The sequence below is a fragment of the Paenibacillus monticola genome (assembly GCF_009664975.1).
GTDB classification, from domain to species: domain Bacteria; phylum Bacillota; class Bacilli; order Paenibacillales; family Paenibacillaceae; genus Paenibacillus_AQ; species Paenibacillus_AQ monticola.
In genome coordinates this window covers 21,358-37,047 of the sequence record NZ_WJXB01000021.1, presented here as the reverse complement: position 1 = coordinate 37,047, position 15,690 = coordinate 21,358, and the positions used below count along the sequence as shown (strand labels likewise).

Genomic DNA, 15,690 nt, shown 5'->3' with positions numbered 1-15,690 from the left:
AGTCTTATGGGATCATCACTTTCATCCCAAGTTCAATAGACTGCATATAGACTTCATTCGTTTTCAATTTAAAATAGGGTTCAATCTTTCTAAATTCCAAATCACCGATAATGCAGCTTCCCAGTCCCAGATATTCTGCATAATAACTAACCAGTCCCATTAAAATACCGGTTTCCAGAATTCCATAATAGTATCCCTGTCCTTTATATTTTTGCATATTTACTTCGCCATCATATGTAAAATAAATCGTAAATGCAGATCCCTTCGCTATTTCTTTATTCGTAAAATATTGTGCATCAGAGTTAATATCCACGTCTAATTGATGAGGAACGAGCGCATGCTTAGCCGGATTTAGTATGTATAAACCTCCCGAAACCCCCTCCACTCTGCCTTCCTTTACAAATACATAGATGTTGATCGGATACAGTCCACCTGCACTTGGATAGTAATAAGTGATATTCTCCTCGTTAGGTTTTTGGCACATGCTAGACATCAAATTATTGAATAATTGCATGCTCACCTTCTTCCCCACATCAAATCTTCTGGTACTCGCCCGCCTATGAATAACGTCAGGAAGATTTACATTGTTCATATGAAGTATTGAATTCGAATCCTGCATGGAATCGAATCTACGTTGTTTTTCCTCCACATATTCTTCCACATTTTCTTTGACGAGAAAAAAATGATCCGGATAATCATCCTTTATAAACTGATATTGGGATTGAAAGAGTTCTTGCGGTGCAGCAATAGCTGAAACCAGAAGGTTATTTGCTATCAGATCCTGGACAAAGAGCTTCATAATACGAGTCTCCCTTCTCTCATATTGAGAGAAGTATTCTTCCATTTCACCTTCCGGCTTTCCCTTTAGAAAATCATGATAAAGTTGCGAAAAAATACTTACCGGAAATCCTTTGTACTTTCTGGATTCTATATCCAGAATCCCATCCTCAATATTCCACCTAATGTCATTTTTCCAATAATAGATCTTTTCCCTCTCTTCATCCATAAATTTTCATCTCCCGTATAAAAATCATTAAATGTTAATTTTTATATAATTTATTATAAATCGAGTATAAGCTCATTTAATTTGGTTGTCAATAAAAGTGAGCAATAACTTACACTTAAATCCAATTTCATTTCATCCCCTATTAATACCCCGGATGATCGCTTTGCGTGGAGACAACCTCATTTACCTTTTTACGATCAGTGAATAAACCAGCAAAAGCAGAAAGCAGAATAATTAATGCCGCCACCAAAAATGTTTTCGTAAATGCCGCTACGACTTCATTATTTTGTATGTTCTCAATTCGTGTGACAACTTCATTAATTTCACTTAGTTGTCCCGCTTGGCCAATGCCTTTCTTCAGATTCATTGCTCCGGTCTTAAAATCACCGTTGTCTGCAAATTGTGCATCAATCTTTTCAGCTGAAGCAGCTAGTTGGTCCGCTCCTTCAATGAGTTGAGTGCTTGCTGCGGTAACATTGTTCGAAGAAGGATTGCTTTTCGTCGCTACCGCATTCTGAAATTGCTCTCCAGTTGCTATAGCAGGATCTGTTCCGATTGAATAGATATTAATCAAATAGGTAAGAAATTCAATTTTGGCTTCCATTTGATTCTTTTGTTGCTGAGTGGCTGTTTTATAAGTGTGTTGCGTATTCTCCATTTCCTTTTTATATCCTGCCAGCAGTTCTGGTGCGTATGGATTGCTTTTGATTATTTGAAAAAGACTTTCATTAACCAGGTTCACATAACCTTTAATACCTGAGGCAAGACTTTGACTTCCCTGATTAATCCCGTTGATCCCATCATATATGGTGCTCCCGGTAACGTTATTCCCCTTTTCAAACTGGAGGGTCATTTTTTCCGAACCCTCAAACAGCTTTTGAAGAAGCTCATTGTTTGCCGGTTCCGGGTAATCCTCCACGCTCAGCATCGCTTGTTCAATATCTTTCTCGATGATTTTGTGCACATCCTTACCCTTCCCGCTCGTGCTTTGACCATTTTTCTGAATATCGTTAATTAAAACCGTTTTAAGCGAGGCAGTCACACTAGAACTACTCACCTCATTTATAGCTTTTCTCTCAATAGAGGTTTTAGCCACATCTGCATGATGTGTTGTCAGACCTACAAGAAGTGCGATCCCAAGGCAAGTCCCCAGTTGTCTGCCCGCATTGACAATACCTGATCCAATCCCGGATTTGGTTTGCGGAATATACTGAACAGCAGAAACAATGGATAAGCAAGAGAATCCAAAGCCAAAGCCAAGGATCATCATCTCACCGATCATGAGCACCCGAGTTGTATCCATATTTAATCGGGTCAGCATGAACAAACTGGCACACATCAATAATATCCCTGTAAATATGATGGGCCTGAATCCTGTTTTCTCAGCTAATTTGCTGCCTAATGGCATGGAAATCATGACGGTAAATGACATAAACATTATGATATACGCAGCGTTCAAAGCAGTATATTCACGCACATTTTGTAAAAAAAAGTTAAAAATTAAAGAGGAGCAGACTACTGCAAAACCGCAAATAAAATATACAATGGCTGAAGAGGAAAATGTAATTTCTTTGAATAATGAAAACTCCATTAAAGGTTCCGGCACCTTAAGCTCAACAATAAAGAATACAGTTAAAGAAATGATTGCACCCGCAATCAACAACAGAATATTAGTTGACATCCAGCCCAGATCGTAGCCCTTCACCAGAACAAAAGTAAGTTGAAATAACCCCAGGGATAAGAACAACATCCCAAGCCAATCTATTTTTTTGGAGATTGTCAGATCAAAGGATTCAATAAAGCAAATCCCTATCAATACGAAAGTAATGATTACAACTGGCACATTCACATAAAAAATGGACTGCCAGTTGAAATATCTGATCAGAAGTCCACCAATTGGTGGTCCTGCCGCCGCTGCTACTGCTGTTACAGCACCTATGACCCCGACAGCGCGCCCCGCCTTCTCTTTACCGAAATTCTCCACCGACAGTGGAATCATCACAGGAGTCACAATTGCTCCGCCCAGCCCCTGAATTACCCGCATCGCGATTAATAAGAGCAGGTTGCCGGAGAGTGCACATAGAACTGAACCAACACCAAATAAGGAGAGGCCTACCAGCATTACTTTTTTACGACCGAACTGGTCCGCCAATTTCGAAGCAGGAATGATAAATACGGACATTACCAATACATATACCGTACTGATCCAGTTGCTGTCCGTTAAATTCGCCCCATAATAATCCGTTATCGTTGGCAAGGCGATATTCGTTATCGTTGAATCAAGTGTCACCATAAACATTACTAATGAGAGCGCAAGTAAACCTAATCTCTTTCTTACTTTGTCATTTTTCATTGCAGCAACCTTCAATCTGAATGGTATTTTGTCTAGCGCCATAGGAATTATATTTAGTGAGCTAAAACTCATATTTCATTATTGAGTTTATACTCATTTTTTGGAACAGTCAACAAAAATGAGCAAAAGCTTATTTTTCGTTGACTTAGCCTTCTGTTAGTTATAAAATGTTTTAATCAAGAAGGTGGGAAGTGAATAAATGAAGGAAGAAAAAACACTGCGGCAACCCAAGCAACAAAGAGGAGTCATTAAGAAGCAGGAGATTCTGGAGACCTCAAAGGAGTTATTTTGTAATAAAGGATTTTACAACGTAACCACTAATGAAATAGCAAAAACTGCAGGGATATCTATTGGAAGTCTTTATTCTTATTTTGTTGACAAAGATGCTATTCTGATGGAATTGGTCAAACAGTATAACGCCCATTTCAGGAATGTTTTCAAAACCGTCAGATCAGAAATTAATGAGGAATTGTATTCAAGAGACAAAAAGAAATGGTTGCGGTCCTTTGTTGAATACTTGATTGAACTCCATGAACCTGAGAAGGAATTTGCTAAAGAGCTCAATTCCCTTTACTATACTAAGCCAGAAGTAGCCCGGATACTCGATGAAGATCAGGATAGGATTAGCTTAATGACCTATGAAGCTTTTCTAATCCACAGTGAGGATTTAGTTTCAAATGATATAAAAGCGGTCTCCCTTATTTTTTATGACTACATAACCGCTCTTGTCGACAGAATCGTATTCAAGAATCACCCGATTGAAAAAGAACGTATTCTTCAGGTCGGCGTGGATTGTCTGTATAAGATGTTGATTGTTAATGACTAAGGCAAAACACGCAACAAAAAGCTGTGAAACATGCGCCACAACGCATTTGTTTCACAGCTTTTTTGTATGTTCAAAATACATCCTGGATTAGACTAGATCAGAAAATTATTCTTATCTAATCTTTCCCATTCGAAACCCAGGTTGTGTAATATAGTACTGGTAAACAGACTTTCACGGTCAGTAAAAAATTTACTAATGTGAAAGAAGGCAAGTAAGTCTGTAATGTAGGATATCTTCTCTTTATTTAAATATCTTTGTTGGATTTCACCAAAAAAATCTTGACTTCCGAACATCTCCATCTCTGTTTGTTGATCTCTCATAATCTCACTCAGCTCCGATATCAAAACCGGTACATTAGAACTTAGATGAAAGGTCTGATTATTTAAGTCCGTCACATTGTACAACTGCAGAAAGGCCTCAACAACATTATTGACAAAAGAAAAGTCCTGTAAGGGAACAGGTAAATCAGGTATTATTCCCAAGCTTTTAAATGCATTCAACAACCTATATGCCGCTAAGTTTTTAGAGTTATGAGGAATTACTTTTGTTCCAGAGTTAGAGAATAGAGTGCCCAATCTGAAGATCATATAAGGACCGCCAGCTTCTCTGACCAGGTTCTCCGCCTCCGCTTTTGTCTGCAGATAGTAATTATCGGCTTCTACCTCGCTTATGACATCAAATTCTGTGAAAATCCCTCTTTTGAGAGGGGATCTAAGTTTTGTACCCATTCCTTGGGTAGAAATATAACAAATAAATTTTTGCTTATCTTGCTGGGCGAACTTGATCGTATTAGAGGTCCCTTGGACATTATTCATAAAAAAATTATTATATGACCCATAATGACTGACCAATGCGGCTGCATGAATCACACAATCGATTGATTGTGCGAACTGACTATAAGTTTGTTCGTCCATCCCCAAGTTATCCTGGGTTATATCCCCTGAAATGATATGAATATTAGCATAGCTGCTAACAGGAGGCTCATCTTTAAAGTAGTAAGCATATTTCTGATCTAAGCGCTCACTATTGTCAATCCCGTCCTGTGACCTGATTAGTAAAAAGATTTCCTGAGCGTCTTCTTTCAATAAGCGATTCAATAGATGCAGCCCAAAATAGCCAGTTGAGCCTGTTAAGAGAATATTTTTATACAGATTCCTTACATTTAGATTGCTCGTCTGCTGAAAAGCCGATATTTTTTCATTGTACTCCTGCATCTGCATCGAATATAAAGGTTGTTTCGAAGTTCGACTTTTTAACAATTGATGAGCATACTCTTTTTGAGTGAATAAATAATCCGTTATGTTCTCTTTCTTATATTTAACCTGCGCTGCCAATTGACGTATCGTAGGATATTCAAAAAGCAGGTTTCCGCTAATCTCAAAATTTGAAAAAAGATTACTTGTGAGCTGAATAGCCTTTAGTGATGTTCCTCCAATGGCAAAGAAGTTATCTTCAAGGCCAATATGTTCAGTACCTAACTCTTCTTTCCAGGCATCCAATAACAAAGACTCTATCTCGTTTTTAGGTTCCTCTCTCTGATATGAGTATAATAATTGTTTTTGAATATCTCCTTTTAATGCTTTCCTGTCAATTTTCAGATTGGGCGTTAAGGGAACCGACTCTATTCTATAAAATCTACTGGGAATCATATATTTCGGAAGAATACGCGATACATATTCAATCAGTTCATCCGTCCTTAGCTGCGTACTGCCTACAAGATAGGCTTCCAGATAACTTTCTCCGCCAGTGTTCTCTGAAGTTGTTACTACTGCATCTTTTATCTCTTCATATGTACGCAAAGCTTCTTCGATCTCCTCAAGTTCAATCCGATAGCCACGAACTTTCACTTGATTATCCAATCTCCCAAAACATTCGATCTCTCCGTCTATCCCCCACCGCCCCATATCACCAGTTCTATAGAAATCATCCTCAAAATGCTCATTCTTCAGATGTACGATCTTTGATTTCGTTAAAGCTTCATTATAAAGATATCCGCTAAAAAGTCCTGAACCACTGATACAAATTTCACCCTTTGCACCAATGGGCATCACCTTGTTGTAGGAATCGAGTATCATCACCTTTGTGTTCGCAATCGGTTTCCCAATATTGACCTTTTTCCGGTTATCCATCCTCTGCATGGTCGACCAGACTGTAGTTTCTGTTGGCCCATACATATTAAATATCTGTGCATCTGTATAGTGCAGGACATCATTTATTAATTGAGCGCTTACAGGCTCTCCACCAATTAAAATATAGTCTACTTTATGGATTACATCGGTAAAATAGGTATCATTGATCAGGGACTTCATTCTGGTAGGTGTGGTTTGTATCAAATTCACATCATACTTATCTATCAAGCTGCAAATCCTGTTAAGGTCTCTTCCATCCTCACTCGCTGCCAAAACCAAAGTCATCCCCGATAACAAGGGCAGAAGACTCTCCAACACGAAAATATCGAAAGAAACGGTAGTTAGGGACAAAATATTCATGTTCTCCTTAAGGTGTATCTCCGAAACTACAGCATGAATAAAGTTGCTGACAGCCTTATTGGAAATACAGACTCCTTTGGGCTTACCTGTCGAACCCGATGTATAAATCACATATGCTAAATTCTCAACGGGCACAGACCTTAACGATTCCCCCTCAAACGTTGGTGTTCCAATTGCATATTTAATCAAGGACATCCCTTGCATGTGATCAGACTCAAAGTCAGAAACAATGTGCTTTGCTTTGCAATTTCTAAGAATATATGTGATTCTTTCTTCCGGAAAATCTAGATCAAGGGGTAAATATGCACAACCCAATTTCAAAATAGCTAACATGGAAATAATGAACTTCTCACTTCTGGGAAGTAAAATGGGGACTACTTCTCCAAACTGTACACCACTATCGCTCAAATAACTGGCAAAGTTATCTGCTGCATCATTTAATTCCATATAGCTATACTTAACATCTTCAAAAATCAGTGCTGTATCCTGCGGTTTGGATTGGACAATATCAGCAAATTGTTCGATCAGTGAATGTTCTTTTTCGAGTGCCTCCGTCCGGTTAAATATACTAAACAGAGTCATCTGCTCTTTCGAGACCGTATCAAGTTCATTTAACATTATTTTCGGATTGTCGCAAATGACTGTAAATATAGCCTCAAAGCTCTCAATTAGAAAGGTAATCAATTCGGGTCTATATAATTGGGTTACGTAGTTTATATGTATGAGCAAATCGTCATCTTTCTCTTCAAAACAAACACTAAGGCTTGAGCAACTCACGTTATTCAACGCTATGTCATTGTATCCGGCCAAGTAGATGAGCGGGGTCAGCTCACATTCTTCCATTTTCTTCAAAGTATGTTGTTGGAAACAATCTTTAATGTGGAAAAGCAATCCCGCAAATGTTATGTCCAAATGTTCAGGGATTTTTATTTCAAATACATTATCATACAGCTCATGGCTTTTATTCGTAACGGGTTGGCAGACACAATCGTTGGCAAGCAGATCATATTTTTTAAGTACAACCATGCTTACCGTAGTCAAAAAAACATTCCTGGAGGACTTATTTTTACAAATCCCGCGCAGCTTCTGTGCCGACAATGCAGGCATTGATCTTGTGGCTGTTTCAACTCCATTATGGACAAATATACTCTCATGTTTTGTAGTACTCATCATGTGTGTTCTCCTTCCATTTTCATTTATTTATTTTTGTGAGTTTTTACTCATATTAATGGATTTAGTATATACTCGTTCTTTTTGGGTGTCAATTTTTTATGATAGCCGTATGCAGCAGCGCCCAGTCATCCCAGTAGCCATTCACAGCAGTCCCTTGGTTTTGATGGGGAATAGATGTGTGATAAAATTCATACTAAATAGAGCATTGCTAAGGAAAATCCCAAAACCAATACCTGAGGGAGAAGAAGTTATAATGACAGAGAAACAAACAGGATATGAAACAGGATGGAACTTCGATAACAGTTATGCCGCTCTCCCGGAAATGCTTTTTAACCGAATGAACCCAGTTTCTGTACGAGCGCCAAGACTGGCGATTGTAAACGAGCCGCTGGCATCATCCTTAGGTTTGAATTTAGAATATTTGCACAGCAGTGACGGGCTGGCGGTACTCGCAGGGAATAGCATCCCCGAAGGCGCCTCGCCACTTGCCCAGGCGTATGCAGGACATCAATTCGGTTCTTTCAATATGCTGGGCGATGGGCGGGCACTCCTCCTTGGGGAACAGATCACGCCTGCAGGGGAACGATTGGATATTCAACTCAAAGGCTCCGGCAGAACTCCCTATTCTCGCGGAGGAGACGGCCGAGCTGCGCTTGGACCGATGCTGCGTGAATATATCATCAGCGAAGCGATGTATGGGCTTGGCATTCCTACTACCCGTAGTCTGGCGGTGGTGGATACCGGACAGGTTGTTACGCGCGAATCCGATCTTCCGGGCGCCATTTTGACTCGGGTAGCGGCTAGTCATCTGCGTGTGGGCACCTTTCAATACGCTGCAAAGTGGGGGACTATCGAAGATCTTCGCGCGTTAGCCGATTATACGCTGCACAGACATTACCCTGAAGCTAAAGCTGAGCAACACCGCTATCTTGCCCTGCTTCAGGCTGTACTCAAGGCGCAAGCCTCATTAATTGCTAAATGGCAACTTGTCGGTTTTGTCCACGGGGTCATGAACACGGATAACATAACTCTTAGCGGCGAAACCATTGATTATGGCCCTTGTGCCTTCATAGATACCTATGATACTGGCACTGTATTCAGCTCCATTGACAGCGGTGGGCGTTATGCTTTTGGGAACCAACCTAATATTGCTGCATGGGATCTGTCCAGATTGGCCGAAGCGCTCCTTCCGCTGCTGCATGACGATGAGAATCAAGCCATTACGCTGGCGGAGGAAGCCATAGCTCAATTCCCCGTATACTTCGAACAGCACTTTTTCTCGGGAATGAGGGCAAAGCTGGGTCTTTTTAATGAAGAGCATGAGGATGAGGCGCTTATCGAAGATTTGTTAGGGATGATGCAAAAGCATGGTGCGGACTACACCAATACCTTTCTGGCCTTGACCTATGACAAACCGGAAGATACCGTCTTATCTGGCACAACAGCGTTTACGGAATGGCTAGAACGGTGGAACACCAGAAAAAGCAGACAGCAGGAATCAGACGCCGCCTCCCAACAGCTGATGCGAAAGAGTAATCCGGCAGTCATTCCCCGCAATCACAGAGTGGAAGAAGCCTTGGAAGCTGCGGTGACACAAGGTGATTATACGAAGATGACTGAGCTTATGGTGGCTCTATCAGACCCCTATGCGCACACTGCGGAGCAAGCCGAATATTCCACGCCTGCTGTGCCATCAGAACGTCCTTTCCGGACGTACTGCGGAACCTGAGCTTAATTATCATGCTTAAATCCGCCGTACTCTAGACCCGCTCCCATGATAAAGGTTGCAGACGCGGGGGATCTATTACGCACGTTCATCTTTAGTTTCAATCTTATAGATTGACAAAATAAGCAGCTCCTGCAGCAATGGCTGCAGGAGCTGCTTCACGTATCTATTCGCATATAAGTACTTTTCGATTAAGCGCCTGCCAAGGCCGCAACCTGAACCTGAAGTTCATTAACCTGCTTGCGCATATCCTGAGCTTCTTTTTGCTGCTTCTGGACAACGGTAGTCAGCACACCGATGATATCCATCAGTACAACGGACTTGTGATCGGAGGTTGAGAAGATTTGTGGCACGTCCTCGGCGATAAAGCCAATGTTCTGTTTCTTGGCATTCTCCGCTTTATAGTTGAAGGTAACTGGCTTCAGCTTGTTCAGCAGCTCCAAAGCTTTTTTCACTGGAAGGCTGGCGATATTCTCCTTGTAGGTTCTGGAGGAAGTCTGCGCGAAGTTGGTCGCCCGCAGGTTGCCGTTCACATCCAGCTTGTAATCATCGGCAGGGGTTTTGCCGATCCCTACATTGCTGCTGGAATCTACCGTTACCGCGTCTGCCACCTGGACCAGCTCATCATAGACGGAATCCTTGCAGACTAGATTCTGCATATTATCTTCTATTCCAGCCTGCCATCCATTGGTTGCAGCATCCCAGAGAATCCGGGCTATCTTATCCGTTCCGCGGGTAACCTCAATGCCCTGGCTGACCACAAGGCTGCCGCTGATTACAGCATTCTTCACCGTCAGTTTATTGCTGAGGGAAATGTCCTCCGCTGACAGTGTGCCAGTGACTACTGCATCCTTAACTGTCAAAGTGCCACTGAGTATCGCATCCTTAGCCGTCAGTGCGCCGCTTAGAGCTGCATCCGCTACGGTCAGCTTCCCGGACACTGCCACATTGCCGTTCACATCCAGCTTGACGGTTGGTGCTGTGGTGCCAATCCCGATATTTCCGGAAGCAACCTTCAGCACACCGGTCAGATCCGTAAGTTCCTGATGCGTATGACCGCTGTAAGCAAGCTGCTTCAAGCTGCCCGCAATCCCAACCTGCCATTCAGCAATCGCTTCGTTCCAGATAATCTGTGCTTTCGCGTCTGTGCCTCTGCCCACTTCAATACCCTGACTGAGGATAAGGCTGCCGGTGACTGCAACATCCTTTGTGGTCAACGTTCCGCTAACCGCAGCGTCCTTAGCCGTCAACGCACCACTGACGGTAACATCCTTAAGTTGGGCCGTACCGCTCAGCGTCGCGTCTTTAGCCGTTAATGCGCCGCTGATCATAGCATCTTTGGCCGTTAATGAACCGCTGACAACGGTGTCGGTAACGGTCAATCTGCCGGATATAACCGCATTTCCATTCACATCCAGCTTGGCGGCTGGCGCTGCCGTTCCAATCCCTAGATTCCCGGAAGCAATCTTCAGAACACCGGTCAGATCAGTTAACTCCTGGTGCGTATGGCCGCTGTATGAGAGCTGCTTCATGCTTCCTGCAATGCCAACAAGCCAGGCATCAAGAGATTCGTCCCAGAGCATTTGCGCCATTGGGTCTGTTCCCCTGCCCACTGCAATCCCCTGACTGAGAGTAAGACTGCCAGTGACCGTAGCATCCTTCGTAGTAAAGGTGCCGTTGACCGTAGCATCCTTCGCTGTCAACGCTCCGTTGACTGTGGCATCTTTAGCTGTCAACGCCCCGCTGACTATGACATCCTTAAGTGCAGCCGTGCCGCTCAGCGTCGCATCTTTAGCCGTTAATACACCGCTAAGCGCTGCATCAATAACAGTCAATTTCCCGGTAACGGCCACATTGCCGTTCACATCCAGCTTAGCCGTTGGTGCTGAAGTACCAATCCCGACATTGCCTGCATCCACGGTCATGGCACCGGACAATGCAGCAAACTCAGGATGGGTGTGGCCTTTGAATTCAATGGCTTTCAGTGTGTTCGAGACACCGGCAAGCCATTCATCGGCGGTCTCATCCCACAGTAGCTGGGCAGGAAGGGCAGTTCCTCCGCGGAACACCTCCAGTCCGGCATTTTTGACAACCGGGGTAGCCTGAGGTGTATATTTGTTGACTCTTATAATGTTGTCCTCGACCTCCAGCGTGGCTGCGTTGATCGTCACTATATCACCATTGACGGTCAAATTGCCGTTCACGGTCAAATCCTTGGAGAAGACCGCATTTACAGCACTGAGATCCCCCCTAACCGCCGCATTGCCTTGAACATCAAGTTTGGCTTCGGGATTAAAGGTCCCGATACCGACCTTCCCGGTTCCGGTTACACTGAACGCAGTGTCTCCGCCCGAAACCTTTACATCCACTAGTGCAAGCGGAGTAGTTGTTCCGATACCGACATTTCCCTGGGCATCAGAATACACAGCAATGGTATTGCCGAGTGAATTGAACAGCTTGTTCTGGCCGCCCTTACCTGTGCCGAATTCCGAGAAGGTATCCCCGTCACCATAGAACCAGGCTTTCTGCTCATTATTCCAGACAATCCGGGCATTCGGTAGTGCCTCCCCGTTGCTGTCCAGTCCGCGCGGAGCTTCAAAACCACCGGCCACCACGTTGCCGGCCACCACTACATTATTGCTTATTGCAGCATTCACTGCATTAATTACCTTGTTAAACGAAACATTACCTTCAAATGTCGCTTCATTATGAGCGGTAAGCTTACCCGAAAAGGATGCAGCTCCAGAGACCTCTGTCTCTGTACGGAAGATCGCTTTGCCTGCCACATCCAGTACTTCGGTAGGATTATCGGTGCCCACCCCCATCTTTCCGCTGCGGGTCAGGCTGAGCACAGTTTTGCCAGCAGTCCCCAGCTTCCAGCGGTCCTTCGCCCACTTGATCTGCGCACTGGTCTCTGTACCCTGCAGAACTTCTATTCCGTCTCCGACCGTCACCGTTCCGGCAATTGCGGCACTGGCTGCAGTCACTGCTCCTGTGATAGTGGCATTAGCAGCCTTCACTCCGCCAGAGGCGTTGACATTGCCTGAGGAATCCACAACCAACGCGGCACTGTCTGTAGGGGTAGCAAGCTGCCACTGGTCTTTATCCTCATCCCAGGAAATCTTAGCCGAAGTCTGGTCTACGCCACGGTAAATCTCCAATCCGCCGCCGGAAAGAGAGGTGACAGCATCGGCATCCTTATTGATTGTGATCCAAGGGCTGCCGATATCCAGCTCATCTGTGGCGATACTGGCAGATGTCCCCCGGATTTCCAGGTCACCGGCTACCGTCAGGCTGCTGCCAACCGTGAGATCATGATGGACATCCACATCCCCTTCGGCACTGGCACTTAGCGCCAGTATGTCACTCTGCGGATTGTACAGCTGGCTGTGGATATGAAGAGAATCCGCACTTGCCATTTGTGTCAGCTTGTCCCAGGAGCTGCCGCTTGCGACATTCTCCAGCGCGCTGCCGATGCCGACCTTCCATTTCCGCTCACTTTCATTCCAGATCATTCTGGCGGCCGGCTGCGATTCTCCCCGGTAGACCTCAATCCCACTCTCGTTCGCGGGCGGCGTGTCGCCTTCAAACTTGTTGATCTCAATGATGTTATTGGTGACGACGAGGTCTTCACGTTCAACAGTTGTCGTGGTGCCTTTGACGATCAAGTTGCCATCTACCCGCACTAGGCCCTGGACCGCCAGGCCGCCATTGATATCGGCTCCATTGTTGACAGTAAGTGTTCCCTGTACCTCAGCATCGTTAATAATTTCAATATCACCTTCGGCTGTTGCCTGGATGGCCGTGTTGCCTTCGCTGTCACTCAAGGAATTATGCCGGTGCAGGCCATCGGCATCTGAGCTCACCCCTCCGGTCAGCGCGTCCCAATTGCTGCCGTAAGCAATATTGGACAGCTCATCTCCTAGGCCCAGCTTCCATCTGCCTTCAGTTTCATCCCAGAGCAGCTTGGCACTTGGATTCAGCTTGCCCCGGTAGACCTCGATGCTGCTCTGTTTCAGGGCTGAGCTGTTGCCTTCGAATTTATTCATCTCAATCCGGTTGCTGACCACGACCAGATCTTCCTTTTTGATGAACGTAGTGTTGCCTTTTACTGTCAGGTTACCCTCAATCGTAGCCGAACCGCCCACATTCAGATCGGTCTTAAGATCGGCACTGCCCTTGACAAGCAGGGTTCCGCCAAGCTCCATATTCCCGGATGCGGACAGCTTCCCCTGCCCATCAGCCGACAAAATAGTTCCACCTGACGGTGTGCTCAGCGTGCTGTGTTTGTGGGAAGCATCGGACACAGATCCGTTCGTCAGCGAGTCCCACTTGGTTCCGTACGGAATATCGGACATGCTGCCTTCGATTCCTATTTTCCATTTGCGGTCAGTCTCATTCCATTCCATACGGGCCTTCGGATTCTGGCTGCCCCGGTATACATCCAGCCCCCCCTTGCTGCCTAGAGCCGCGTCATCCTCCGCTTTATTAACCGTCAGGAAGCTGTCTGCCACCTCCTGCTCCACTTTCTTGATCACGATCTCTTCTTCCCTGACAATCAGCTTGTTCACGGTGAGCGTCTCGCCAACCATCAGCTCATGGGGAATGTTCACGTTGCCATCAGCGCCAATCTCCAGCGCAAGCAGACTTTTATCTTCATTATGAAACTGTCTGTGGGTATGCAGGGCATCTGCATTACTGCTGCCGGCGGTGAGCTCTTCCCACTGCTTCCCGTCCGGGATATCGGTCATATCCCCGTTTGCCATGCCGATTTGCCAGGATTTCGCAGCCTCATTCCAGGCAATTTTGGCATTGGGTAGTGTTGCCCCACGGAAGACTTCAAGGCCGTCTTTGTTGGATACCAGCGTTCCGGATACGCTCATCCCCCTATCTACCTGGATATTCCCCTGATCGTCAGTACGGAGCACCGGCTTGCCGTCTGCAGCAATCAGCTGGCTGTGGGTATGCAGGATATCCGCATTCGCTCCGTGATGCAGCTGCTCCCAGTCTGCCCCGTAGGCAACCTTGAACATGCCACTGGCCTTGTCGCCCTCTTTCACATCGGTTCCGATCATCCATGCTTTATCATTCTCATCCCATTGCAGCTTAGCGCTGGGCTGATCCTTACGAATGATCTCAACGCCAATTCTGTCTACCTCACTCGCATTTTGATTGAGTGTAACCTTGCTTCCGCCAATCACTAGCTGGGGGACATCCAGCACCGCCATTCCCCCGCTGACTTCAATCCCATTCCTCACGGAGAACGGACCTCGGGCAGTGACCGCACCGGCAATTTCTATATCGCCGGAATCATTGACCTTGAACACCGTCTCACTGCCGGAGGTAACGGAAAGCTCCCCATTTACATCCACGGCACCATAGGTGCTGACGGCTCCCGCCCTGATATTCCCCGTAAATTCTGTCAGTGCAGCGTGAACATTGAGCCGGTTCCCTTCCTCACCATCCTCTTCCTTCGAATTGCTGAAGAAGGGAATCTCAGGGTCCTCCTTGGAGCCGATAATGATTTTATCTGCTTTAAGCTTGGTTCCGCCTACAGCCCGGGTCACCAGCTCCGACCCGTCTACATCGGTCTCATAGATTTGATCAATACTCAAGGCTCCATCTTGAGTATGCTTCAAAGTCACACGGGCCAGCAGGATGTTCTTACGCACATCCGCAGGCTTCAGAGAGCTTGCCTGGATATCCGCAACCTCCAGCATATGAATCGCTTTGCCTCCCCCTTTGACAAGATCGGGGTCCGCCAGTTCTTCTCTGTAGCTGATCGAAATATAGATCTGGTCCGATGTGCTGTATCCGGAAAGATCGAGCACCCTGTCAGGATGTGAGTCACTAACCAGAATTTCCTGGCTGATCTCTTCATTGTTCTCCGGATCGGTAACACGGTTGAGGGCAAAGCCCGGAGCGATCTCAACTTTTATCTGGTCTGTGTCTGTCTTAGTAACCTCAAGACCATCTACGACTCCCCAATCATGAAAATAACGGTTATGCAGCCGCCGCACGCGCTTATGGTAATTTTGATCCAGCGTCAGATCATCTTCCTTTAGCAGCAGCCCATTGAAATAATTCATGCGTTTCATATCCTTTGGCACAATCCCA

At 45.2% G+C, this 15,690-nt stretch carries 6 protein-coding genes; 2 read left to right on the top strand and 4 right to left on the bottom strand.

The window, feature by feature from the left end; translation table 11 throughout:
* Positions 1 to 4: 4 nt before the first annotated feature.
* Positions 5 to 799, bottom strand: coding sequence for a SagB/ThcOx family dehydrogenase (locus GJB61_RS29835; RefSeq protein ID WP_229522526.1), 795 nt, complete (start codon positions 797 to 799; stop codon positions 5 to 7).
* A 349-nt stretch (positions 800 to 1,148) separates the two neighbouring features.
* Positions 1,149 to 3,359, bottom strand: coding sequence for an MFS transporter (locus GJB61_RS29830; protein ID WP_154122663.1), 2,211 nt, complete (start codon positions 3,357 to 3,359; stop codon positions 1,149 to 1,151).
* A gap of 199 nt (positions 3,360 to 3,558) precedes the next feature.
* Between GJB61_RS29830 and GJB61_RS29825 the strand changes: the two genes are divergently transcribed.
* Positions 3,559 to 4,185 (top strand): TetR/AcrR family transcriptional regulator, encoded by a 627-nt coding sequence (locus tag GJB61_RS29825; RefSeq protein ID WP_154122662.1) that lies wholly within the window; start codon positions 3,559 to 3,561, stop codon positions 4,183 to 4,185.
* Between the two features lie 92 nt (positions 4,186 to 4,277).
* On the opposite strand, the gene GJB61_RS29820 is transcribed toward GJB61_RS29825, so the two are convergent.
* Entirely contained in the window at positions 4,278 to 7,847 is a 3,570-nt protein-coding gene (locus GJB61_RS29820) for a non-ribosomal peptide synthetase (RefSeq protein ID WP_154122661.1), read from the bottom strand.
* Between the two features lie 253 nt (positions 7,848 to 8,100).
* Between GJB61_RS29820 and GJB61_RS29815 the strand changes: the two genes are divergently transcribed.
* A complete protein-coding gene (locus tag GJB61_RS29815; protein WP_154122660.1) occupies positions 8,101 to 9,576 on the top strand; it encodes a protein adenylyltransferase SelO in 1,476 nt (491 codons plus the stop codon).
* Between the two features lie 188 nt (positions 9,577 to 9,764).
* Here GJB61_RS29815 and GJB61_RS29810 read toward each other — a convergent pair whose 3' ends face one another.
* Positions 9,765 to 15,683, bottom strand: a complete 5,919-nt coding sequence (locus tag GJB61_RS29810) for a tail fiber domain-containing protein (protein WP_154122659.1) — start codon at positions 15,681 to 15,683, stop codon at positions 9,765 to 9,767.
* Positions 15,684 to 15,690 lie beyond the last annotated feature (7 nt).